20 protein-coding genes and 1 pseudogene are annotated in these 25438 nt (G+C 44.8%); 18 read left to right on the top strand and 3 right to left on the bottom strand.

Annotated features, from left to right (window positions below):
* Window positions 1-132: 132 nt before the first annotated feature.
* From adhE to PQG66_RS09250, 12 genes and pseudogenes are all read left to right on the top strand, one after another.
* Window positions 133-2745 (top strand): bifunctional acetaldehyde-CoA/alcohol dehydrogenase, encoded by a 2613-nt coding sequence (adhE, locus tag PQG66_RS09305; protein WP_272037408.1) that lies wholly within the window; start codon window positions 133-135, stop codon window positions 2743-2745.
* Window positions 2746-3262: 517 nt separating this feature from the next.
* Window positions 3263-3475 carry a hypothetical protein gene (locus tag PQG66_RS09300; protein WP_272037407.1) on the top strand — a complete coding sequence of 71 codons (213 nt, stop codon included), beginning with the start codon at window positions 3263-3265 and terminating at the stop codon, window positions 3473-3475.
* A 228-nt stretch (window positions 3476-3703) separates the two neighbouring features.
* A complete protein-coding gene (gene pflB, locus PQG66_RS09295) occupies window positions 3704-5962 on the top strand; it encodes a formate C-acetyltransferase (RefSeq protein WP_272037406.1) in 2259 nt (752 codons plus the stop codon).
* 85 nt (window positions 5963-6047) lie between these two features.
* Complete coding sequence (gene pflA, locus PQG66_RS09290) at window positions 6048-6800, top strand: pyruvate formate-lyase-activating protein (protein WP_272037405.1); 753 nt, start codon at window positions 6048-6050, stop codon at window positions 6798-6800.
* Window positions 6801-7120: 320 nt separating this feature from the next.
* Window positions 7121-9394, top strand: coding sequence for a stalk domain-containing protein (locus tag PQG66_RS09285; RefSeq protein ID WP_272037404.1), 2274 nt, complete (start codon window positions 7121-7123; stop codon window positions 9392-9394).
* 313 nt (window positions 9395-9707) lie between these two features.
* A complete protein-coding gene (locus PQG66_RS09280; RefSeq protein WP_272037403.1) occupies window positions 9708-10178 on the top strand; it encodes a Fur family transcriptional regulator in 471 nt (156 codons plus the stop codon).
* A gap of 2 nt (window positions 10179-10180) precedes the next feature.
* Window positions 10181-10435, top strand: coding sequence for a membrane protein insertion efficiency factor YidD (gene yidD / locus PQG66_RS09275; RefSeq protein WP_272037402.1), 255 nt, complete (start codon window positions 10181-10183; stop codon window positions 10433-10435).
* A 433-nt stretch (window positions 10436-10868) separates the two neighbouring features.
* A pseudogene (gene metG, locus PQG66_RS09270) lies at window positions 10869-12923 on the top strand (methionine--tRNA ligase); the annotation flags it as partial.
* A gap of 251 nt (window positions 12924-13174) precedes the next feature.
* Entirely contained in the window at window positions 13175-14242 is a 1068-nt protein-coding gene (locus PQG66_RS09265; protein ID WP_272037401.1) for a metal ABC transporter solute-binding protein, Zn/Mn family, read from the top strand.
* A 110-nt stretch (window positions 14243-14352) separates the two neighbouring features.
* Window positions 14353-15111, top strand: a complete 759-nt coding sequence (locus PQG66_RS09260; protein ID WP_272038124.1) for a metal ABC transporter ATP-binding protein — start codon at window positions 14353-14355, stop codon at window positions 15109-15111.
* 49 nt (window positions 15112-15160) lie between these two features.
* Window positions 15161-15964, top strand: coding sequence for a metal ABC transporter permease (locus PQG66_RS09255; RefSeq protein ID WP_272037400.1), 804 nt, complete (start codon window positions 15161-15163; stop codon window positions 15962-15964).
* A 54-nt stretch (window positions 15965-16018) separates the two neighbouring features.
* Window positions 16019-16732 (top strand): cytochrome c biogenesis CcdA family protein, encoded by a 714-nt coding sequence (locus PQG66_RS09250; protein ID WP_272037399.1) that lies wholly within the window; start codon window positions 16019-16021, stop codon window positions 16730-16732.
* A 145-nt stretch (window positions 16733-16877) separates the two neighbouring features.
* Here the strand turns inward: PQG66_RS09250 and splB are convergent, their stop codons facing one another.
* The gene (splB, locus tag PQG66_RS09245) at window positions 16878-17948 is read right to left on the bottom strand and encodes a spore photoproduct lyase (RefSeq protein WP_272037398.1); all 1071 of its coding nucleotides are present in this window, start codon (window positions 17946-17948) and stop codon (window positions 16878-16880) included.
* 189 nt (window positions 17949-18137) lie between these two features.
* Here splB and mntR point away from each other — a divergent pair, with 189 nt between their 5' ends.
* From mntR to PQG66_RS09230, 3 genes are all read left to right on the top strand, one after another.
* The gene (gene mntR / locus PQG66_RS09240; protein WP_272037397.1) at window positions 18138-18566 is read left to right on the top strand and encodes a transcriptional regulator MntR; all 429 of its coding nucleotides are present in this window, start codon (window positions 18138-18140) and stop codon (window positions 18564-18566) included.
* 208 nt (window positions 18567-18774) lie between these two features.
* Entirely contained in the window at window positions 18775-20385 is a 1611-nt protein-coding gene (locus PQG66_RS09235; protein ID WP_272037396.1) for a family 10 glycosylhydrolase, read from the top strand.
* Window positions 20386-20514: 129 nt separating this feature from the next.
* Window positions 20515-21516, top strand: coding sequence for a patatin-like phospholipase family protein (locus PQG66_RS09230; RefSeq protein ID WP_272037395.1), 1002 nt, complete (start codon window positions 20515-20517; stop codon window positions 21514-21516).
* A 90-nt stretch (window positions 21517-21606) separates the two neighbouring features.
* Here PQG66_RS09230 and PQG66_RS09225 read toward each other — a convergent pair whose 3' ends face one another.
* Both PQG66_RS09225 and PQG66_RS09220 read right to left on the bottom strand, forming a co-directional pair.
* A complete protein-coding gene (locus PQG66_RS09225) occupies window positions 21607-21945 on the bottom strand; it encodes a hypothetical protein (protein WP_272037394.1) in 339 nt (112 codons plus the stop codon).
* 5 nt (window positions 21946-21950) lie between these two features.
* A complete protein-coding gene (locus tag PQG66_RS09220) occupies window positions 21951-22943 on the bottom strand; it encodes a DUF1385 domain-containing protein (protein WP_272037393.1) in 993 nt (330 codons plus the stop codon).
* A gap of 317 nt (window positions 22944-23260) precedes the next feature.
* On the opposite strand from PQG66_RS09220, the gene PQG66_RS09215 reads away from it, so the two are divergent.
* The 3 genes from PQG66_RS09215 to PQG66_RS09205 all read left to right on the top strand — a co-directional run bounded on the left by PQG66_RS09215 (window position 23261) and on the right by PQG66_RS09205 (window position 25401).
* A complete protein-coding gene (locus PQG66_RS09215; RefSeq protein WP_272038123.1) occupies window positions 23261-23767 on the top strand; it encodes a YqhR family membrane protein in 507 nt (168 codons plus the stop codon).
* Between the two features lie 77 nt (window positions 23768-23844).
* Window positions 23845-24288 (top strand): type II 3-dehydroquinate dehydratase, encoded by a 444-nt coding sequence (gene aroQ, locus PQG66_RS09210; protein ID WP_272037392.1) that lies wholly within the window; start codon window positions 23845-23847, stop codon window positions 24286-24288.
* A 39-nt stretch (window positions 24289-24327) separates the two neighbouring features.
* Window positions 24328-25401, top strand: a complete 1074-nt coding sequence (locus PQG66_RS09205; protein ID WP_272037391.1) for a M24 family metallopeptidase — start codon at window positions 24328-24330, stop codon at window positions 25399-25401.
* The last annotated feature ends 37 nt before the right edge of the window (window positions 25402-25438 follow it).

Raw genomic sequence — 25438 nt, 5'->3', positions numbered from 1 at the left:
AGCTCTTAAAAACTTATTTAAAATTCGTCTTATTTTGTGAAAAAAATCACATACTGTACCTTTTCCCCGTGATACGATGTGAATGTAAAGAAGAGAGACAAACCAATACGAACCTTTAGGAGGATGAGGGAGATGGCTGTAAAGAATGAAGTCGCCCCAGCAAAAGAACCGACAGCAGGTCAGTATATTCAAACGTTAATCGACAAAGCGAACAAAGCACATGCAGCATTCATGTCCATGGACCAGAAGCAGATTGACAAGATTGTGCAAGCGATGGCACTTGCGGGACTGGATAAACATATGATGCTTGCTAAAATGGCTGTGGAAGAAACAGGACGCGGTGTATATGAAGATAAAATCATTAAAAATATATTCGCAACAGAATACGTTTATAACAGCATTAAGTACGAAAAAACAGTAGGCGTGATTGAAGACAATGAGTACGACAGCTTCCAAAAAATCGCTGAGCCGGTTGGTATTATCATGGGGATCACACCGGTAACCAACCCGACATCAACAACGATGTTTAAAGCATTGATTGCGATTAAAACGCGTAACCCAATCATCTTTGGTTTCCACCCATCTGCACAGAACTGCAGCCGTGAGGCAGCCAAAATTCTACTTGAAGCTGCTGTGAAAAACGGTGCTCCAGCCGATTGTATTCAATGGATTGATGATCCGTCCATGGATCGTACCAACGCACTGATGAATCATAATGACGTGGCGCTCATCCTTGCGACAGGTGGATCAGGAATGGTACGTGCAGCATACAGCTGTGGTAAACCGGCACTGGGCGTAGGGCCAGGTAACGTACCTTGCTTTATTGAAAAGAGTGCAGACATCAACCAAGCGGTAACAGATTTGATTCTGTCGAAGTCTTTCGATAACGGTATGATCTGTGCATCCGAACAAGCGGTAATCATTGAAGAGCCAATCTTCGACCAAGTGAAAAAGAAAATGATTGCGAGCGGATGTTACTTCGTAAATAAAGATGAAGCGGCAAAATTGACAGCAGGTGCAATCAATGCAGAGAAATGCGCGGTTAACCCGGCGATTGTAGGTCAGTCCGCTGTGAACATTGCGAAAATGTGCGGCATTGAAGTGCCGGCGGGCACTAAAATTCTGGTAGCCGAGATAGAAGGCGTAGGTACGAAGTTCCCACTGTCGGCTGAGAAACTGAGTCCAGTGCTGGCTTGTTACAAAGTGAAAACGGCAAAAGAGGGTATTGAGCGTGCTGCAGAAGTGGTTGCATTTGGCGGAATGGGTCACTCCTCAGTTATTCACTCGAACAACGAAGAAGTGATCAATCAATTCGCAGATCGTCTGCAAACAGGCCGGATTATCGTGAACTCACCTTCGACCCATGGTGCGATTGGGGATATCTACAATACGAACATGCCATCACTAACGCTGGGGTGTGGATCGTACGGACGTAACTCAACATCTTCTAACGTAACTGCTGTGAACCTAATTAACGTGAAAAGGGTGGCTCGACGTACCGTGAATATGCAATGGTTCAAAGTGCCGAACAAAGTCTACTTCGAAAAAGGGGCAACACAATACCTTGCTAAAATGCCGGATATCACTCGTGTAGCGATTATTACAGATGCGATGATGGTGAAACTTGGATATGTCGAAAAAGTAGAGCATTACCTTCGTCAACGTCAGACACCTGTAGCGATTGAAGTGTTCTCTGAAGTTGAGCCAGATCCATCAACAACAACGGTAGATCGGGGTACAGCGATGATGGAACGCTTCCAGCCAGACTGCATTATCGCACTCGGCGGCGGGTCCCCAATGGATGCTGCGAAAGCGATGTGGCTGTTCTATGAATATCCGGATACAGACTTCAACAACTTGAAACAAAAATTCATGGATATTCGCAAACGGATCTACAAATATCCAAGACTCGGTACAAAAGCAAAATTCGTAGCGATTCCGACAACATCCGGTACAGGTTCGGAAGTTACATCGTTTGCGGTTATTACAGACAAAGAGCAAGGCAATACGAAGTATCCGCTGGCTGACTATGAACTGACACCAGACGTAGCAATTGTAGACCCTGAGTTCGTATACAGTTTGCCAAAAACCGCAGTAGCCGACACAGGTATGGACGTTCTGACTCATGCGATCGAAGCTTATGTATCGGTTATGGCGAATGACTACACAGACGGTCTGGCGATTAAAGCCATCCAACTGGTGTTCCAATACCTGGAGCAATCGGCACTGCAAGGTGACAAACTGGCACGCGAGAAAATGCACAATGCTTCCACAATTGCCGGTATGGCCTTTGCCAACGCGTTCCTCGGCATTAACCACAGCTTGGCGCACAAATGGGGCGGTCAGTATCATACCGCGCATGGACGTACCAATGCGATCCTGATGCCACACGTTATTCGCTACAATGCGAAAAAACCGACGAAATTTGCATCGTTCCCGAAATATTCGCACTTTGTAGCAGATGAGCGGTATGCTGAGATCGCGCGTATTCTGGGATTGCCAGCTCGCACAACTGAAGAAGGCGTGAACAGTTTGATTAACGCAATTCGCGATCTGAACAAAAAACTGGGCATCGAGGAATCGTTCCAGGAGATTGGATTTGACGCCAAAGATTTCGAATCACGTGTGGACTACTTGGCAGATCGTGCATTCGAAGACCAATGTACAACAGCGAATCCAAAACTACCGCTGGTAACCGAACTTGCTGAAGTTTACCGCAATGCATTCTATGGCAAGTTTGAATAACAGGCAGCATAAATAATTATCAACCTCTTCAGGCTGAGGCAATGGATTTAGGGTTCCCCACATCGGGGAGCCCCAATTGCCGTATCTTGGCCTAAAGAGGAGAGAAACAGGAAAGGAGGTGAGAACGGAAGGGGAACTCGCAAAAGAGATGGGCAGAAAAACGGAGGGGCGAAGCGTCCGTTTTTCAGGACCGACAGCCAGGACTTGTGCGAGGTTGAAGTGAAACGTCCGCAGGCGCAATGTAGACTAGGTCATCGCAGTGAGCCAGAATGGGCAGAAAAACGGAGAGATGAAGCATCCGTTTTTCAGTAGTAATCTAGTATTGCATGAACGAGGTCACACTAGTAATGCACTAGTGGGGCTGAAGCAAAGGTGAAGTCCGCGTAAGCAGCAAAAAAATGGGCAGAAAAACGGAGGGGTGAAGCCTCCGTTTTTCAGGACCCTCCTTCAAGCCCTGTAGTTGCTCCGGGCATAGCGGAGCAATGGTTCCCAAATCAGGTAGGAACGGAAGGGGGAGGTGGCTGTTTGCACAATAGAGGTTCTCACAATAACGGAGCGGGCAGGACAGACGGAAGAAGCGGAGCGTTCGCATTTATCAACGGATTTTCACTTTGGAAAAGTGAATGGAAAAAATCCGGGGATAACGGCGATCTGGAGTTGTCCTGCCCGCGGAGTGGCTAAGAGTGAACAATCCCTTGTCGTGCAATTGGACCACACCCAACTGGAGTGACATAGATTGCCTGCTTTGTGACAAAAATCACAGATGGTGAAACCCGCACGACGTATACTGAAATTGTAAGAAAAACATTCATTCCGCGGTTCCGGTTCCCCAGTAGAGAGATCGTGTTCCGGATTATGTGAAACAATTCACAAAAAATCGCGGCTCTGAACACTCCAAAATACGTTTATTGCAGCAATGCGAAGTTGTTCAGAAATCCAAATAAGCGGAGGGATTACGATGTCGGTGATCGAAAAAGAGGTTAAACAACAAACAGGCTGGAGAAATTTTAACAAAGGAACATGGACTAAAACGGTAGATGTGAATGATTTTCTCGTACACAATCTGTCTCCATACTATGGGGACGAATCATTTCTTGCAGGCGCTACTCAGAATACAAAGGAATTGTGGGATATCGTCTCCGATCTGACCAAAAAAGAGCGCGATAATGGTGGAGTTCTTGATGTGGATGTAAATACACCTTCTACCATAACATCTCACCAACCGGGTTACCTGGATCAGTCGAAAGAACAGATTGTCGGTGTTCAAACAGATGCTCCATTCAAACGTTCCATTCAGCCATTCGGTGGTATTCGTATGATGATTGATGCTTGTGAAGCATACGGTTTCGAAATGCCACAAGGTGTCATTGATATATTTACAAACATTCGTAAAACGCATAACCAAGGTGTATTCGATGCTTATACTTCCGAGATGCGTGCAGCACGTAAAGCAGGGATTATCACAGGTCTTCCTGATGCATATGGCCGCGGACGGATCATCGGAGACTATCGCCGGGTTGCCTTATACGGGGTAGATTTCCTGATTCGAAACAAAAAAGGTGAACTCAATGCACTGGAAGTCGATGTCATTGATGAAGATGTTATTCGACTGCGCGAAGAGTTGTCCGAGCAGATTCGTGCACTGCAAGAGCTGAAACAATTGGGTGAAATGCATGGCTTTGATATTTCTTTGCCAGCTACTACTGCAAAAGAAGCGTTCCAATGGCTGTACTTCGGTTACCTTGCAGCGATCAAAGAGCAAAACGGTGCTGCAATGTCCCTTGGACGTGTATCTTCTTTCCTGGACATCTACATTGAACGTGATTTGCAAGAAGGTATCTTGACAGAAGAACAGGCTCAAGAGCTGGTTGACCACTTTGTCATGAAACTGCGGATTGTCAAATTCCTGCGTACGCCGGATTACAATGAGTTGTTCAGTGGTGACCCGACTTGGGTAACCGAGTCCATCGGTGGCATGTCAATGAATGGTGAAACACGGGTAACCAAAAACAGCTTCCGCTTCCTGCATACACTGCACAACTTGGGTCCTGCACCAGAGCCGAACCTGACTGTACTGTGGTCCACGAAATTGCCTCAAGCTTTCAAGGATTATTGCAGTAAAGTATCTATTGAAACGAGCTCCATCCAGTATGAAAATGATGATCTGATGCGTCCAATCTACGGCGATGATTACGGCATTGCCTGCTGTGTATCTGCGATGAAGATCGGTAAACAAATGCAGTTCTTCGGAGCACGTGCCAACTTGGCAAAAGCGTTGTTGTACGCAATCAACGGTGGCCGTGACGAAAAATCGGGAGCACAGGTTGGCCCAGAGTATCCTGCGATTACAAGTGAAGTACTGGACTACAATGAAGTCATGAAACGCTTCAAACCAATGATGGAATGGCTGGCTAAACTGTACATGAATACTCTGAACGTGATCCACTATATGCACGATAAATACAGCTACGAACGGATCGAAATGGCACTCCATGACCGTGACATTCTGCGTACGATGGCTTGCGGTATTGCGGGACTGTCGGTAGCAGCTGACTCACTTAGCGCCATCAAATATGCCAAAGTTAAACCGATCCGTAATGAACAAGGAATTGCAGTTGACTTTGAAATCGAAGGTGAATTCCCTTGTTACGGGAACAATGACGATAGCGTAGACAGCATTGCTGTAGAGCTGGTTGAGAGCTTCATGGGCATGATTCGCAAACACAAAGCTTATCGTAACGCTACTCCAACTCAATCCGTACTGACGATTACTTCCAATGTGGTGTACGGTAAGAAAACAGGAACAACACCAGATGGACGTAAAGCAGGCGAACCTTTTGCACCAGGGGCTAACCCAATGCATGGTCGAGATAAAAAAGGAGCACTGGCATCCCTCGGCTCTGTAGCGAAACTGCCTTATGAACACAGCCTTGACGGTATTTCCAACACCTTCTCCATCGTGCCAAAAGCATTGGGTAAAGAAGATGCTACACGCAAATCCAATCTGACTGCGATGATGGATGGATATTTTGGTCAAAACGCGCATCACTTGAACGTAAACGTATTTGATCGTCAGCAACTGATCGATGCTATGGATCACCCGGAACAATATCCGCAATTGACTGTACGGGTGTCGGGTTACGCAGTTAACTTCATTAAACTGACACGTGAGCAACAGCTGGATGTCATTAACCGTACTTTCCACGGTTCGATGTAAGTCACTTTTCCATTAATCCAGTCTAGGTTACGAATTCAACATAAAATCAACGCATAGCGGATGCGAAAAGAAAGGAAGAGGCAGCATGGTTAAAGGACATATACATTCACTCGAAACTTTCGGGACCGTAGACGGCCCAGGCATCCGCTTCGTGCTTTTTATGCAAGGATGCCTGCTCAAATGTCAGTATTGTCATAATCCTGACACGTGGGCACTGGATGGTGGTAAAGAAATGACATTGGAGGAGGTAATGGCTGAAATCCAGCCGTACCTGTCCTACTACCGTAGCTCTGGTGGTGGACTAACCATTTCTGGCGGTGAACCTACCCTGCAAGCGCATTTTGTCGCAGAAGTATTTAAGGAAGTAAAACGTCGCTGGGGACTTCATACGACGTTGGATAGCAACGGGTTCAATGAACCAGACCGTATTCATGACTTGTTAGATAACACAGACCTTGTAATGCTCGATCTGAAGCATATGGATGACGAGAAGCATATCAAGCTGACTGGCAAATCCAATGAACGAACATTAAAGACAGCACGATGGTTATCCGATCATGGCCGAAAAATGTGGATCAGACATGTATACGTGCCTGGCATCCATGACCAGGAAGAGGATTTGTTGAATCTTGGTCGTTTTATTGGCACACTAAATGGCGTGGAGAAATTTGAAATTCTTCCTTATCATCAAATGGGGATCTACAAATGGGAGGCGCTTGGTAAAGTTTATCCGCTGGATGGCGTACCTTCACCAACCGAAGAGGAAGTTGAACGAGCATATCGTCTGATTGAGCAAGGCCGAGAGGAAACAGCAGGATTGGTTTGTTCAGGAGATTAAGCGAGTAATTATTCATAAGCAGCCTTTACGAACGATGTTTCGTAAGGGCTATTTTTAATTTTTTTCAAAGTAAACTCTAGTCTAAACAAACTGGGATACAAAAGATGGTGGATTTTGAACCAAATGTATCATTTAGAAATGTGCGTAGGAGAGCTTGTTTATATTAACACATCACTATTTTCATAGTTTTTCACACGTAATAAAAGTTTACAATTCTTATTCATGTTTTTTAGCAACTTTTCCCGTTTCGGAGCGTCTAATCATATGACTTTTAGAGGGGATATTAATAAAATGGGAGCAGAAGGAGCCAAAGACAAAGAATGAATTTGAAAAAGAAATTATCTATACTTACCGCTTTTGCTGTATTTCAGGCCTTTGCGGTCATTCCTGCGAATGCACAAACAGCAGAATCAAGCGATACTACGTCAGTGAATACTGCAAAAGTGAAATCCGTTGAGGTTTTGAAAAAAGAGCAGCCGATTAATGAATCTGAAGTAAAAACAGGAACGGCTACGCCGGCTACCAATCAACCTGGTAACACTCAACCCGCTAACAATGAAAGTACGATAGAGACGGAAACCGAAACTGAAACAACTGCTCCTTCCGGAACAGAAGCTAAGCCGGTTACTCCTGAAACAGATGAAGAACAAGGAGAAGGTGAAGATACAACCCCGACACCTGTAGAAGTGGAACAGCCAACGACAAATGGCGGGTCCGCTACTGCAAAATCTGGCGGTGATCTCACCCTTTACATGAATAGCAGCAAAATGGTTCAAGACGGGAAAACATATACAGCTGGACAGCCAATGGCCGTGAAAAAGGGTGTGTCATATGTTGCCATTCGCGCTTTGGTTGACCGGGTAGGCTATGATGTGAAGTACGACAATACCACCAAAGAGACGATTATTATCAGTGGTACAGACGAGCTTCGTTTTAAAACAAACAGTAAAGTGTATACCGTTAACGGTGAAGCTAGAACGATGAAAGGTGCTGCATATCAAGAAAAAAATACGTTTATGATTCCATTAACGTCGATTACACAAGCACTCAAAATCACATATACCGTTAATCAGCCTTCCAAAACGGTTGTGTTGAAGCTAAACTCGAAGCCGGTAGCCAGCTTTACGGTTCAAAAAGAAGTTTTTGCCGGGGAACCCGTGATCTACACTACAAAAAATAGCGCAGCGAACGGTCTGACCATTGTGGATGAACGCTGGACAGGACGCCAGGATTCTTTTGACGAGCCAGGGGTTTACAACGTAACCTATGCCGTTCAAGATTCAAGTGGTCAATGGAGTGATCCGTTCTCACTTACGATCAAAGTAGAGCGTCCTAATCTTCCGCCAGTAGCTATGTTTGTAACGGACAAGGAAGAGTACAAAATGGGTGAAAAAATCACCTATATTGATCAAAGTACAGATGATGAGAATGCGATTGAGAAAAGAGAGTGGGAAAATAACGCTCTTGCATTTTTCGTTCCAGGTCCTAAGACCGTATCTCTTACCGTTACAGATAAGCATGGTTTGACCAATACGTATACGAAAGTTATTAATATCACAAGTGAGACGCTCTATAGTATGTCTGATTTCAATCAATTGTTTACACCAGTAGGTGAGAAATTCTCGTTCAATGGCGGGGAAGTACCTGCTATGGAAAAGATACCATTTACGTACCAAGATGAGTCCAGCTTGCTGATTCGCAGTAACAGCCCTGAAACTGTTAACCAGGAAGGGATCGTCTACAAGGAATCTTCTATTGGACAGACACGTTTCATGATTCACCATGTCAACAATACGGGAAAAAGAGTGAAGATGTACGTAGTTGCAACGAACAACAATCCATATACTGCTGTGTTTGAACAGCAAAATATGGGTTTTGCAGGTCCAACTCCATTTGCTACGGTAGCTGGTAAATTGTCTATTGATAAATGGTTGCAATCCATGCAAACTGGCGCAGATCAGAAGAGAGTGTATATCGAGCCAGGACAAAGTAAACTGATCCTGACGGAACTTAACAACATTCCGATGAAAGAAGCACAGGTTATCTCACTTTACTCGGACGCTTTCAGTGATTATGAACTTGACTACAACGTTATCATGATTGAAGAAAATAAAGATCCGATGACCGAGTTGTCTTCATTGCCTGTTCTGGATCGCGACGGTGTTCATAACCGTGGGACTTATCCGAATGCAACACGGATCATTACGTATGATCAAGAAGTAGGCACGAAGCCAGCACGTCTCCCATTAGGAGATAATGCAAGTGATCCGAACCTTGTGGGGACAGATCCTATGGCGTATACCGATGCTTCTAACGCAGGTAACTTTGGTGTACTGTACAAAATTACTCTGAATAATGTTGCTCCGCGTACACTTATTTCATTTAATCCTCGCGGAGGCAAATATTATGGATCAGCACTTGTGAACGGTCAATTGGTACAGTTGTCCAGTAAATCCTTGAGTGCGCCGAATGAACAAGGTGTGCTGTATCGCACAGGTTCTTATGGAGAGAGTGTAACCATTATTTTCTCTGCAGCACCAGGCAGCAACTTGCCTGTAAATCTGCTGTTCACACCACTTCCAGCAGAGAAGTAAGGGAACAAGATTTAAGTGAATGTACGGTTTGGAGTGAAAGCTTATAATTTTTATACCCGTTCACCCCAAAAGTCGCTCTAATTATTCATCTTCTGAACCGTCAGAAAGGACTCCATGAAAATGGAGTCCTTTCTTCATTAAGTTGATATAAAAGGTGCAATGTACTTGGATTGTATACCTTCGTTGACTCTACACTTTATTTCATGCATTATTAGAGGTGGACGAATAGCACGAAATAGTTGCTTTTGTACAAGAAGAATATCGCATGATGAAGAATGCAAAAATGTTTGTATGACAGGAGGTGCTTTAAGTCATGCTTTCGACAGAACAAATTATAACGACGATGTCCTCACAGGGGTTACGGATAACCGACCAGCGCAAATCACTTGCCCGGTTATTTGCTGAATCACCGGGGTATCTTGCACCCAAGGACGTCTACGAATATATGGGTAAAACCTACAGCGGATTAAGCTTTGACACCGTATACCGCAATTTGCGTGTCATGCAGGAACTGGGTGTACTGGAGCAAGTCATTTTTGAAGATGGCGTGAAATTCAGGGCACATTGCAGTGAACATCATCATCACCATCATATGATCTGCCTGAATTGCCAGAGGACATACCCGATCGTTTTTTGCCCGATGCAGCTTGCTGATGCTCCAGAGCAATTTCAGGTTGTGGATCATAAGTTCGAAGTGTTCGGATACTGCAAGGATTGTGCTGAACATGCTCCTGCGAAGAAAGATTCGGCACACCAGCATGTGCATAGTCACGGAAAGAACTAGGGATGAAACTTTCACGCAGAATCGTGCAAGCTCCGATCCGGGTGTACCGCAATTACATTTCTCCCTTAAAACCGCCAACATGTCGATTTTACCCAACGTGTTCCGCGTATGCGATGGAAGCGATTGAGGTGCATGGTGCACTTAGAGGTTCTCTTCTAGCTGCGAAGCGGATTGCGAAATGCCATCCGTTTCATCCGGGCGGCGTAGATCTTGTTCCGCCAAAGGTAGAGAAAAAAGCTGCTGTATCGGAGCCTTAAAGTATAGTCGAGCTTGGCAATGAATGTATCCATGATCTGTACGTTCCTGAAGCTAACAGATTGGAGCTGCTCGGCCGTAAACTTGACAAGAAGGTTAGCATTTCAGTATATTTTCTGTATATGATTTTCCAGTGAAGGGATAAGTACAGACACACCCCCAGCGCAGAGAGCCGGAGAAGCTGAGAACCGGTCTGGGAGGAGGATGGAAGATGGTCCCGGAGGAACCTCTTTCGAGCGTACAACGAGCGACTTGTCGCTATTGTCGTAAGGCTGAGGCGTGATCCAGCGTTAATGGGCGGTCGAAAGACCGGATAAGCCTGCGTTTTGTGAAAAATGTGGGGAATTTGGGTGGTAACACGTGAGAGATACTCTCGTCCCATAGGGCGGGGGTTTTTTTGTATTTATTTTCAGTTAAGTAGCCTGGACCCATCAGGACATATCAAGGAGGAGAATAATGATGACGAACCAAAAAACATTTTATTTGACGACCCCAATCTATTATCCAAGCGACAAACTACATATCGGTCATGCGTATACAACAGTAGCTGGAGATGCGATGTCCCGTTACAAACGTTTGCGTGGGTACGAGGTACGTTATCTGACAGGTACCGATGAACATGGTCAGAAGATTGAACGTAAGGCTCAGGAGAAGGGACTGTCTCCTCAAGCTTTTGTCGATGAGATTGTAGTGGGGATCAAGGAACTGTGGAACAAACTGGATATCTCCAATGATGATTTCATCCGTACAACCGAAGAGCGTCACAAAACAGTAGTAAAGGATATCTTTGACCGTTTGCTGAAGCAGGGCGATATCTATAAAGGAGAGTACGAAGGCTGGTACAGTATTCCGGATGAAACATATTACACTGAAACTCAGCTAGTGGATGTAGAGAAGAATGAAAAAGGCGAGATTATCTCGGCTAAAAGTCCGGATAGCGGTCATCCGGTAGAACTCGTCAAAGAAGAATCATACTTCTTACGCATGAGTAAATATGCAGATCGTTTGCTGAAATATTACGAAGAGAATCCTGGTTTTATTCAACCGGAATCCCGTAAAAACGAAATGATCAACAACTTCATCAAACCAGGTCTTGAGGATTTGGCCGTATCGCGGACAACATTTGAGTGGGGTATCAAGGTTAAAGGCGATCCGAAACACGTCGTTTACGTATGGATTGATGCGTTGTCTAACTACATTACAGCACTGGGCTACGGTTCTCCGGATTCTTCATTGTACGACAAGTTCTGGCCTGCAGATGTTCATCTGGTGGGGAAAGAAATTGTTCGTTTCCATACGATATACTGGCCAGTTATGCTGATGGCACTGGATTTGCCATTACCGAAAAAGGTGTTTGCACATGGCTGGCTGCTAATGAAAGATGGTAAAATGTCCAAATCCAAAGGGAATGTAGTAGACCCGGTGACGCTGATTGATCGTTATGGTCTGGATTCCCTTCGGTATTACTTGCTGCGTGAAGTACCTTTCGGATCGGATGGCACATTTACACCAGAAAGCTTCGTTGAGCGTGTGAACTCGGACCTTGCGAATGATCTGGGCAACTTGCTGAATCGTACTGTCGCGATGGTAGACAAATATTTTGAAGGCAAAGCTCCTGCTTTTGCTTCCAATGTAACGGAGTTTGATGCTTCGCTGGAAGAGGCAGGACATGCAACGGTGGAAAAAGTAGAGCAAGCGATGGAGAACTTGCAGTTCTCTGTGGCACTGACGGCAATTAGTCAATTTGTTAGTCGCAGTAACAAATATATTGATGAGACACAGCCATGGGCTCTAGCACGTGATGAAGCGAAACGGGATGAGCTGGCATCTGTCATGTCTCATCTAATTGAAAGCTTACGTATTGCTTCCATCCTGCTCCAACCGTTCCTGACTCGCGCACCGCGCAAAATCTGGGAACAGCTAGGCATTCAGGAAGGTGAACTGACGGCTTGGGATTCAGCGAAGCAATGGGGTATGGTACCTGCTGGTAACGCATTGCACAAAGGCGAGCCAATCTTCCCGCGTCTTGATGCAGAGCAAGAGATTGCTTATATCTCTGAAGCGATGACAGGAGGCCAAAAGGCTGAACAGTCTAATCCAAACCAAACAGAAGCGGGATCAGAAGCTTCGGCACCAGCAGAACCTGTGGCTGCACCTGAAGGCAAGGAAGAGATCGGCATCGACGATTTTGCTAAAGTGGAGCTGCGTGTGGCTCAAGTTATTGCTTGTGAACCTGTTAAAAAGGCAGATAAGTTGCTTAAGCTGCAACTGGATCTTGGTTATGAAAAGCGGCAGGTCGTATCGGGAATTGCGAAGTTCTATTCGCCAGAAGAGATGGTTGGTCGTAAAGTGATCTGCGTGACGAACCTCAAACCAGTGAAGCTTCGTGGAGAACTGTCTCAAGGTATGATTCTCGCAGCTTCGCATGGCGACCAATTGACCTTAGCTACAGTGCCTGACAGCATGCCTAACGGTGCGCAAGTGAAATAGAGAAGGTATAGAGTATAGAACGAGTTTTTTTTACAGCCATGGTGGCTGATTGAAACAAAAGTGGTCCGAAGTGATTCGGACCACTTTTGTTGTTTTACAGTAGATCTGATCGCAGGTAAACAAGCATATACTGTTATGAACTCCGGACTTACGGAAAGAATGAATAGAACATAAGCCTTGACAAGCAAGATGATGTTACCTATAATTCTATCAGTAATGATTACGATTAAGTGATACGGAGTGAAGTATAAATGACATTTGATAAAAAGGGTAGACAGGCTGAGCGGAGTCAGAATCTCAAACTCAACAGAAGGAGTACATTCAAGCTTCTTTGGAGTAGTTTGCTCATCCTTACTTTGCTCGTATTGTCCGCATGCGGACAGAATAGCAATAATACAGCCAAGATTGTTGAAGACAAAGTGAATGTTGTAACAACATTTTATCCGGTATATGCATTTACTACGGCAATTGGTGGAGAGGATGCTAACGTTATTAACTTGCTGCCAACAGGTGTAGAACCTCATGATTGGACACCGAAGAGCCAGGACATCGTAAACACATCCAAGGCACAACTGTTCCTTTACAATGGAGCAGGACTGGAAGGCTGGGTACCGAACTTTTTGAAATCACTGGACAGTGATTCAAAAGTGAAATCCGTGGCAGTGAGTGAAGGTATAGAGCTGCTAACGGCCGAAGGGGATGACGGCCATGGACATGGACATGGCGAAGAGCATGGGGACGAACATGTTGATGATCATGCAGACGAGAGCGGCCATGAGGAACAGGTAGCTGACCATCATATTGATCCCCATACTTGGGTTAGTCCAAAATCTGCAATGATTATGGCAGAAAATATTAAGAATAGCCTCGTAGAAGTTGATCCTTCACACCAAGCAGGTTATGAGCAACGTTACGAAGAACTTCGTACTAAACTTGAGGCTCTCGATCAGCGTTTCACCGATGAACTCGCCTCAGTGCCAAACAAGGAAATTGTGGTATCACATCAAGCCTTCGGCTATCTTGCACGTGATTATGGCTTGAAGCAGCATGCCATCATGGGGCTTTCCCCAGATGCAGAACCGACAGGCCAAGACATTGTTAAGCTGGCTAAACTGGTTAAAGATGAGGGGATCAAGTACATTTTCTTTGAAGAGCTTGTCTCGGACAAACTAGCTAAAACACTTGCGAGTGAGGCAGACGTAGAAACAATGGTGTTAAACCCGGTGGAAGGGCTAACCCAAGAACAGGTAAAAAACAAAGATGATTATTTCACTCTGATGGAGAAAAATTTGCAAAATCTGTTGATCGCATTAAAATAAGAAGAATGAGAGTAAACGTCCAGAAGTCTTTGCTGTTTCATCGGCGAAGACTTTTGGAGTGTTATGCAGTATGTTTAGGTCATTTATTTATTACGAAGGGCGGCTTTGCCATGCAGCAAATCATGCCACTATGTCATGATCCAATTATCGAGATTGAAAATCTTTCGTTTTCCTATGGAGATCAGCGTGTGATTGAAAATCTCAATTTTATGGTGCAACAGCGAGATTTTGTGGGTATTATTGGTTCCAACGGAGCAGGGAAAACAACGTTGCTTCGTATGCTGGTAGGGTTACTGCCTCCTGCACAGGGGGATATCAAACTCTTTGGTCAGTCGATTCGCAAATTTAAGGATTGGAACCGGATTGGGTATGTGCCTCAAAAAAATGCATTTAATCCGTTGTTCCCGGCTACTGTGCGTGAGGTGGTCATGTCCGGACTATACAATAACAAAAACATGTTTCGCCGAATCTCCCGCCAAGCTCATCAACAGTCCATTGATGCGATGAAAGTGATGCGAATCGAAGATATCGCAAACAAACGCATTGGACAACTGTCTGGCGGTCAGCAACAACGGGTTTTTCTTGCTCGTGCACTGATCAATCATCCAGATCTACTCATTCTTGATGAACCTACGGTGGGAATTGATGCGGAGTCACAGGCTAGTTTTTTTGAACTGATTACACACATGCATGAACATCATCGAATGACGTTTCTGATGGTATCTCACGACATGGACCGAATGGAGAGTTATTTGGGCTCGGAAGCAGCCCTTAGTAATGGCAAGATCCACTTCCATGTACGGCATTCACATGAGATAGAAGATTGTGTAGAGACTAACCTGCAGCATACTACCGCGCAGGTACGCTAGTTATGTTTGTGGGCCATTAGATTAACAGGCCGAAGGAGTCGAGTTTGTTTTGGAGATATTATGGAGTGATTTTTTTCAGCGTGCACTTGCAGGTGGATTGCTTATCGGCATTACGGCTCCGCTGATCGGACTTTTCCTCGTATTACGAAGATTGTCGATGATAGGAGATACCTTGTCGCACGTCACAATCGCAGGAGTAGCGCTCGGTTTTCTGATCGAGGTTTATCCGATCGGTGTAGGTCTGATCTTTGCAGTACTCGCCTCGTTCGCCATTGAGAAGCTTCGCAAGGCATATAAAAGCTATGCGGAATTGTCCATAGCTATAATCATGTCTGGAGGCGTGGCGCTGGCATCCCTCTTTTTCACACTAGGAAAAGGGTACAACGCAGATGTGATGAGTTATTTGTTCGGCAGCATCTACACCCTGGATGCAACAGATCTGAAGTTGGTTGGAATTGTGACATTAATCGTTGTTATCGTCGTGGCTCTTTTACATAAGGAGTTCTTCTTGCTCAGCTTCGAAGAAGATGCGGCTGCTGTCACTGGACTACCGGTTAAAATTCTAAATATGCTGATCACGGTGATGACTGCTCTGGTGATTAGTACAGCGATCAAAATTGTTGGGGCGTTGCTGGTGTCGGCACTGCTAACCATCCCTGTAGCCGTCAGTTTGCTCATGGCTCGAAGTTTCAGATCAGCGATCATTCTCTCGGTCGTCATCGGAGAACTTGCTGTTGTAATTGGACTGGTTACAGCAGGGATATGGAATCTTGCCCCAGGTGCCACCATTGTATTATTGCTGATCATGATGCTGATCCTTACGATGATTGGAAAAAAAGGGTTTCGGGCTTGACCTCATCCAAACAATGATCAAGCAAGTGAGCCCGAGGAAGGGAGACATTGCTTCATGCCTGATGTTAATGTATGGCTGGCTTTTATTGCCGGCCTCGCTTCTTTTATATCACCCTGTTGTCTTCCACTATATCCTTCTTACCTTTCCTATATCACAGGAATGACTGTTCAACAGTTGAAGGAAGATCGTAATCAGCGGGAAGTACGTTTGAAGACGATGACGCATACATTGGCGTTTATTTTGGGCTTTTCCGCTGTGTTTTATTCGCTTGGTCTTGGTGCAGGATTATTTGGACAATTTTTCAATGAAAATCGGGATCTAATTCGCCAACTGTCAGCAATTCTTATTATGTTAATGGGGTTGTTTTTATTAGGCATTTTCAAACCTCAGTTTTTGATGAAAGAACGAAAGTTGGATATGAAGTGGAAACCAGCGGGGTATTTAGGGTCTTTTGTTTTTGGGATTGGCTTTTCCGCAGGATGGTCACCTTGTATTGGACCGATTCTGGCGACCATTATAGCAATGGCTGCAAGTGAACCATCCACATGGCTGACACTGATTACAGGATACACTGTAGGATTCGCGTTACCTTTCTTTGTTTTGGCATTTTTCATTGGCTCTACACGCTGGATTTTGCGGTATTCCAATGTCATGATGAAGATTGGCGGGGCATTGATGCTGCTGATGGGTATCTTGTTATTTACAGACCAGATGACCAAAATAACCATTTGGCTGCAGAAAATCACACCAGAGTGGATGATTATATAACAGTAGAACGACAGAATATAAAAAGACAGAATATAAGGTGAATCGTTTACCTGAAGCAGACTGCATCAACCAGATCATCTGGAGCATGCAGCCTGCTTTTTTAATTTGAACGTGTAAAATGTGAAAAGTTAAAAGGATATCTCTTTTAGGTGAAATAATCAATGTTCGCTAACGGGAAATGCTCGAAAATGCGTTCAGTGATAAACTCACGCAGAGCATCCTGTTGATCGTCTTTGTATACATATTTGTATTGGCCCCATCGGCCCCATTTCATTTTGCGCTTCTCAATATCCATTTCCAGCTTGGTTTTGGGATAACGTTTCTCTATAGTTGCTTTTGCCGTTTTAGTGAAACGATGCTGAATCATCTCAAACGTCAGATCTTTAGTTGCTTCTTCAGGCAAGGTATCCGCGAGTTTTTGCAGCAATTCTGCGTAGCCCTCTTGCCAGCCATCATACCAGATGATTGGAGCAATAATAAACCCGAGCGGATAGCCAGCATGGGCAATTTTTCCTGCCGCTTCGATCCGTTCTTCAAAACGTGAGGTTGCTGGTTCAAAGTTTTTAATAACATAGTCGGAATTCACGCTAAATCGAATGCGCGTGTGGCCATTATGCTTGATCCCCAGCAGAGGCTCTACATGGTGATATTTGGTGACGAAGCGTAATCGCCCATACTCTTCATCTGCCATAAAACGGATGAGGTCGCTAAGGTTCTCTGTGATATGTTCCAAGCCAACAGGATCCGAAGTACAAGCAGCTTCAAAGCGAGTGATTTCAGGTTTTCGCTCCTCGATATATCCCTTGGCTGCCTCAATGATTTCTTCGGTATTTACATATACGCGTACATAAGGTTTGGCGCCCAGTGTTGTTTGAAGATAACAATAATGACAATGCCCCATACATCCTGTAGAGATTGGAATAGCGTACTCCGCTGATGGTTTCGACTGGTCAAATTTTAGCGTTTTACGAACACCGACAACCAACGTTCGCTTGGCCATTCGATACTTCTCCTGCTCCGTCTCACCGGGCAGATTGGTGATTCGATTGTGAGAAGTTGTCATCTGATAAGGAATATTTCGAGAAGTCACCCATTCCATAATGCGTTTGCCTTTTTCATATTCTAATGCACCGGGTTCAAAGTACACCAAATCGGGAATAAAAGGTTTAGTGCCCTTTGCTTTTCGAACAGGGGGCTGGGCCACACTTGTGCTCACAAAATCACTCCTTTCAGTACGGAACTGAACTTAGTTTGCCTCTACAAAAGAAAAGTCACGCCTGCCAAATCCTTGTGGAATGAAACGGACTGAAATGGGTAGGACTTGCCAATGCACATTGATAACATGTATCATTAGAGGATAGGGACCTGGTACGAAGAACCGGTCAGAGAGAAGAGAGGGAAGCAGATGCCAACGCCCAGTATGGAAGATTATTTGGAGCGTATATACAAATTAATTGAAGAAAAGGGCTATGCTCGTGTGTCTGATATAGCTGAAGGACTAGAAGTACATCCTTCATCCGTGACGAAGATGATCCAAAAGCTGGACAAGGACGAGTACCTGATCTATGAGAAGTACCGCGGGCTGGTACTGACACCCAAAGGAAAAAAGATGGGCAAAAGATTGATGGAGCGCCATCATCTGCTCGAGGAGTTTCTATCGACCATAGGTGTGCAGGAGGAGAATATTTATAACGATGTGGAAGGTATTGAGCATCATTTAAGTTGGGATTCCATTACGTGTATAGAATCTTTGGTGGAATATTTCCGTCAGGATGAGAGTCGCCTGCAAGATCTGAGAAACATTCAGGAAATCATGAGTAACACGGACTCTTGAACCTTGAATTTATATGGTAACACGTAAGAAATGCTTCTCGCCAAAGGTAGGTATATGGCGAGGAGCATTTTTTATGTTTATGGATTGTATACGATATTTTGAGGCCACCCGTCATTTTACCAATTTCGCAACTAAACCACTCTGCTATGCGTCTATTAAACTAGTAGAATTTACCGCAAATTATAAAGATGCTGGAGGGTTGGATTAAATGAAGTTTCGTAAAGGACTCATGTTTTTACTTATTTTCGTACTTGCATTACAGACAACCGGTTTCACTGCTCAGGCAGCGGCCAAGAAAGAGATTGCAATTTTTCTGGATGGTCAACGTCTGGAAACGGATGTATCACCTTACATCATGCCCAAGGTGAACGTAACGATGGTCCCGCTGCGTGTTATCAGTGAAGGACTAGGTGCTACTGTTTTATGGTCTCAGGCAAACCGGACGGTGACGATTCAGAAATCGGACTCGATTATCAAGATGACGAGTGGGCGTCAGCAAGCCACAGTAGATAATGCGGTGGTCAATTTAGATGCTTCAGTGCAACTAAAGCAAGGTCGTGTGATGGTCCCGATTCGTTTTGTAAGTGAGAATTTGGGCATTCAGGTCAACTGGAATCAGACTGCCCAGACGATTGATCTGTACAGTGGAGATGTCATGAAGCCAACACCAGAACTGCCGCCAGTAACTCCTGCACAGCCTGGGGAAGAGGTCAAGCCGCCAGTGAACGATGAGATGCGTGGAGCTTGGATCTCAACAGTGAATGGAGACTGGCCATCATCTGGAGCCAGAGGTAATGTAGAAAAACAAAAGCAGGAGTACACAAGTCAACTTGATCAATTAAAAGCAATGGGGATCAACGCAGTATTTGTGCAAGTCAGAGCCAATGCAGATGCCGTCTATCCCTCCAAGCTAGTGCCTTGGAACAGTGTCCTGACAGGGACACAAGGCAAAGATCCGGGATATGACCCGCTGGCTTTCATGGTTGAGGAAGCACACAAACGTGGTCTAGAATTTCACGCCTGGTTTAACCCGTTCCGTGCAACCAATTCAGCATCGACTGCTAATCTGGCAGCTAATCATGTTTCCAAACTTCATCCAGAATGGATTGTGAATGCATCTGGTAAATTATACATTAACCCAGGTATTCCAGAAGCAAGGCAGCATATTATTGATGCCATTATGGAAGTTGTGAACAATTATAATGTAGATGGCGTTCATCTAGACGATTATTTCTATCCATCCAATGTAACCTTTAATGATGATGCTGCGTTCAAAGCGTACAATACGCTAGGTACAGCCGACCGCGCAGCGTGGCGCCGTGACAACATTAATCAATTTGTGAAACAGCTTGGTCAGAGCATTGACCGGGTAAAAGCGAATGTTGAATATGGCATTAGTCCATTTGGGGTTTGGCGGAACAAAGCGAATGATCTAACGGGATCGGACACCAAGGCGGGCGTCACCGCATATGACAGCATGAATGCGGATGTCAGAACATGGATCAAACAGGAATGGATCGATTACGTTGCACCTCAAGTGTACTGGAGCATGACTCTGAGTGCAGCGAGATATGACAAAGTCGTCGATTGGTGGGTGAATGAGGTAGCGAATACCAATGTAAAACTGTACATTGGCCATTCTCCATATAAACTGGGAACACCAGAGATTGGATGGCAGTCGTCTCAAGAAATTATTGATCAATTAAATTACAATAAAAAATACCCGTCAATCAGTGGGGATATTTACTTTAGTTCACAATATCTTACGAAAAACCCACTGGGCATCATCGAGCGTTTAAAAGCCTACTATGGGCTGTAGACTTCAACAAGAAATGATATAAATACAATCTCAATCTCTTTTCCATCATATCATGGTTATATAAACAACCCTCGTTCTCATACAGTGGCAATAGAAGCACGTCTGCCTGGGAGAACGGGGGTTTTTTTTGTGTTAATTAATGGAGTGTTTGAAGGTGGAGGGGTTAAGGGGATCTCACTTGCTGGTGCTGTACAGGGAGCGCAAGACTGCGGAATGAAGTTCAATCGGGTCGCTGGGACATCATCCGGTTCGATTGTTGCTGCGCTTCTAGCAGCTGGTTATCGAGCAGAAGAAATGAGAGTGATTATTGAGAGTACACCCTTTGCTTCGTTGCTGCAACGGTCACCCATTTTTAATACACGCTGGATTGGACCAGCAGCAAGGCTATTTCTTAAAAAAGGACTATATTCAGGCGAAGCGCTGGAAGCATGGATTCGCGAGATGCTTGCACAGAAAGGAATACGAACGTTTGGGGATTTGCCGCAGGGGAAGTTGCTCATTACAGCCTCCGATATATCCAATGGAAACATTCTAGTGCTGCCCGATGATATCCGGCGATTTGGCATCGAGCCTACTAAACTGGAAGTTGCCAAAGCGGTACGTATGAGTTGCAGTATCCCTTATTTCTTCGATCCCGTCATTATTCGAAAATCACCGAACATGTCCCGTGGATTATCCTTCCAAGATCAGTTTGTTTATGTGGTAGATGGTGGGTTGCTCAGCAATTTCCCACTCTGGTTGTTTGATGGAGAGCGCTCTGAATCAGGAGGAGATATCATTCCGGTAGTCGGTTTCAAGATGGTAGGCAAGACTGAAGTGGACCCCCCGCGAATCAAAGGGCCTCTAACCATGCTACAAGCACTCGTGGAGACCATGCTGACGGCACATGACGAACGTTACATTGAGCAGATCAACCGGTTTCGTACCGTAAAGATTCCAACACGTGGTATTAAACCAACCCAGTTTAATCTTTCCATGCAAGAAAGTACGAACTTATATCATGCGGGCTTGTCGGCCGGGTTGGAGTTCTTTAACGAATGGAATATGAAGATGTATAAAGAGCAGCTAGAGAAGCAGCGAAAAGAAGACCATAAGAAACTGGCGGATTCACCACCGCCGGTTCTTGTATAAACAAAATAAGCAATTCTCCTATTGATGGAGAATTGCTTACAAGGTACTTTTTTTGATCATAAACGTGTGGATTGACCAACGAATCGGTACTTAGTGATACTTGGGAATGTCCTCTTCGTTGTTTTTACCTTTTTGTCCTTGAATAACCTGGAAGGGGTATTCCTTACGTTTTTTGGACGAACTGCTTTTTCTGGTGGCAGCATTATGCTGCGCATTGATTTTAGCCATTGTTTTCGCCGAAGGTTTGATCTTCGGTGTTTTTGCTTTTCGTGACCAGCGAGCAGGTGGATATTTGTACAGCAGGAACACAACTCCGAACACGATTAGTGGGATGAGAATATTGGCCAAAGACAGCCTGCCTAATAATCCGATCAGCCCAAAAGCAGCCAAAATAATCAACGCCCAAAATAAAATACCCTGCTTATTCATATCATTCACCCTTTCACAGGATCAAATGTTGCTACAGGAACTTCAGTTGCAGTCGACACGTTAGCGAGCTTGGCATCCAGTTCACGCATCCGGTTAAATGAAGCGATGGAAACTTCCACTTGAGCATTGGTAGGCTCTTTGGTCGTGAGCAACTGTAGCCACAGACCTGGATATCCCAGATAGCGAAGTACAGGAATATCTCGAAGTGAGTTCGTAATTTTCAGCAACTCGAAAGAGATACCCAGCACGGCTGGCAATAAGAGCAGACGCTGTCCCATTCGTTCCCACAGGTTATCATATGTGAAAACGGAGTATAGGAATATACCGATAATAACAGTAAGCATGATGAAGCTGCTTCCACAACGGTAATGGAGCCTGCTGTACTTCTGTACATTCTCAGGTGTCAGTTCTTCTCCTGCTTCATATGCGCTAATCACTTTATGCTCCGCCCCATGATATTGGAACAGACGTTTGATCATAGGTGTCTGAGAGATTAACCATAGATAGGCAAGTAACAAAATCAGCTTGATGACACCTTCCAATACATTATGCAGGAATTGATTCTCGAATACATTTTTAAACAAGAAGTCCTCGATCACGACAGGAAGCAGTGTCAGAACAACCTTACCAAAAAGGAAGGACAGAATCGCAACAGCAGTCACACCAATAATCATGCTAAGGCTCCAGCCGGACCCTTGTTTTTCTTGTTGTTTTGCTTTTTCTTCCGGTTCCAGTTCATCATCAGCATAAGCGTCAGCAGAGTAGTTCAGATGTTTACTGCCCTTGACACTTGAATCTATAATGCTGACAATTCCGCGTAATAAAGGAATCCGCCGCAATTTCATGACCCAGGTCTTGTCTTGCTTGGGAACTTCCAGATACGTAATTTCGCCGTCTTTTCTGCGAACTGCAGTAACATTGACGTGTTTACCGCCAAACATTACGCCTTCGATGACAGCTTGCCCCCCGTAGCTGACAGGCTTGGATTGTTGAGGCAAATTATTCACCTTCCTATTCTGTTCTAAGCCTCTACAATGAAAGGCAGTTTATAACCTTATTGTATCGAATTTTGAGAGCAATTTCTAGTTTTCGAGAGAATCGCCAAGTGTTGCTGTTAAGATTGTCCTATTTTGAACATACTACGCCCTAGAACTGTGAAGAAATATCTAGCATTGTTGAAGGAAATGATCTTGCCAAGAAGGGGATATGGATAATGGCTAATAACCATGAAGATGTAATCAAAAATCAAAATCACGAAGCACAAACTGATGGTCATAAACAGCGCAAGGGGAAGGACGAACGTGATAAGGGAACTATGGAACGGCGTTCCGTTCCTAGGCAAGGGGATGCTCACTATTATACGAACCGGTTTTCTTTTGCGCTGGAGCTGGGGTTCTTTGCCGGGCTGATCTGGGGTGGTATCCACTGGCTGTTCCATCTTCTGCATTTTACCGTTGTACCTGTTGGTTTTTTGGCAGAGCCTTTTTTTAAACATAAGTTTATATATACTCCTGCAGGACATTTGACAGGCTGGCTTTGTTTCATCGTATTTTCCATCTTGGCTTCGCTGCTATATACCTATACCATTCGAAAATTAAAAGGACCATTCCCCGGTATGGTGTATGGGATTGTCTGGTGGATAATTCTCTTTGTTCTGATAGGCCCCAAACTAGGTATGATGAAACCGTTGAACCGGTTAACATGGGATTCAATTTTTACAGAAATTTGTTTCTTTCTACTCTGGGGGCTGTTCATTGGGTACACTGTAGCAATGGAGTATACGGACGAACGGAAACGGGAACCGGAGCATGCAGGGGCCTAGACGCAAAAAAGCTTCTCAATCCAGTGATGGCTGTGTTAAAATAGCAGTTGGTTATTTGCAGAGAGGGTGGAGCAGCAGTGAAACGAATTATTGTGATCAATGGCCCGAACCTGAACATGCTTGGTGTTCGTGAACCTGGCATCTATGGAACGCTTAGTCTGAAGGATATTGAAGACAACATTCGCAGACAGGCTGAGAAACTGGGAGTCTCCATCGCTTTTTATCAATCCAACCACGAAGGGGACATTATTGACCGCATTCATGCGGCAATGGGTGAGGCAGACGGAATTATGCTTAATGCCGGGGCGTTTACTCATTATAGCTATGCTATACGTGATGCAATCAACGCCGTGAAAATTCCTACCGTGGAGGTTCATCTATCCAACATTCATGCACGCGAAGCGTTCAGACATCATTCAGTGCTTGCAGCAGAAACGATCGGGCAGATTGCCGGATTTGGCGAAGTAAGCTATGAACTGGGATTGCTGGCTCTCGTGCGTCATCTGGACAAACTAACCTGAGCCGGGAACCCGGGAATGTGAGAGAAAGAAGGGTTACCGATGGAAAACAAACGAGTACACAAGTTACGCGAGGCGATGGCCGGGCGTGAACTCAAAGCAATGCTGATTACGAATCCGATTAATCGTCGCTATATGACGGGATTTACGGGCTCAGCAGGATATGTGCTCATTACTGAACAGGAAGCTTATTTGCTTACTGATTTCCGTTACATGGCACAGGCTTCCTCGCAAGCCCAAGGTTTTAACGTTGTGGAGCACGGTGTAAAACCGATGGATTCTGTTCGTGATTTGCTGGTAGCGGCGAATATTAATGAAGTTGGTTTTGAACAGGATTCGGTTACGTTTGGTACGCATGCTGCTTATGCAGAAACGTTGCAATCAGTTAAACTGAAAGCTGTATCAGGCATTGTGGAGCAGCTTCGTATGTTCAAGGATGCAGAAGAGATTGCAGTGATGCAACGTGCTGCAGATTTGGCAGACGCTACGTTTAGCCATGTCTTGCAATTTGTCAAACCGGGCATGACTGAACGTGAAGTCGATCTAGAAATGGAATTTTTCATGCGCAAGCATGGAGCAACAAGCTCTTCCTTTGACACGATTGTCGCTTCAGGTGAACGTTCTGCAATGCCACATGGTGTAGCAAGCAGCAAGGTGATCGGTCAGGATGAACTGATTACATTTGACTTCGGTGCGTTGCTGGATGGTTACTGTTCCGATCTGACACGTACGATTGCAACAGGTAATCCTGTACCAGAACTGCGTAAGATTTATGACATCGTCTTGGAAGCACAGTTACATACGCTGGAGAACTTGAAACCAGGTATGACCGGTCGGGAAGCGGATGCACTTGCACGGGATATCATTGCAGGCTATGGATATGGAGAACAGTTTGGACACAGCACGGGCCACGGCCTCGGTATGGAAGTTCATGAAGCTCCGCGACTGTCCAAGCTTAGCGATGATGTATTGAAACCTGGGATGGTTGTTACGGTTGAACCGGGAATTTACATTGATGGACTTGGCGGCGTACGAATTGAGGATGACGTTGTGATTACCGAGACAGGTATCCATATTTTAACGAAATCTGACAAGAAATTCACCGTTATTGGCTAACATACCACACATTTTTAATTATATCAGGAGGGATTTT

It is taken from the genome of Paenibacillus sp. JJ-100, from assembly GCF_948329825.1.
In the GTDB taxonomy this organism is placed as follows: domain Bacteria; phylum Bacillota; class Bacilli; order Paenibacillales; family Paenibacillaceae; genus Paenibacillus.
Note: the sequence above shows the minus strand (reverse complement) of the source record. Positions and strands in the feature narration are given on the sequence as shown.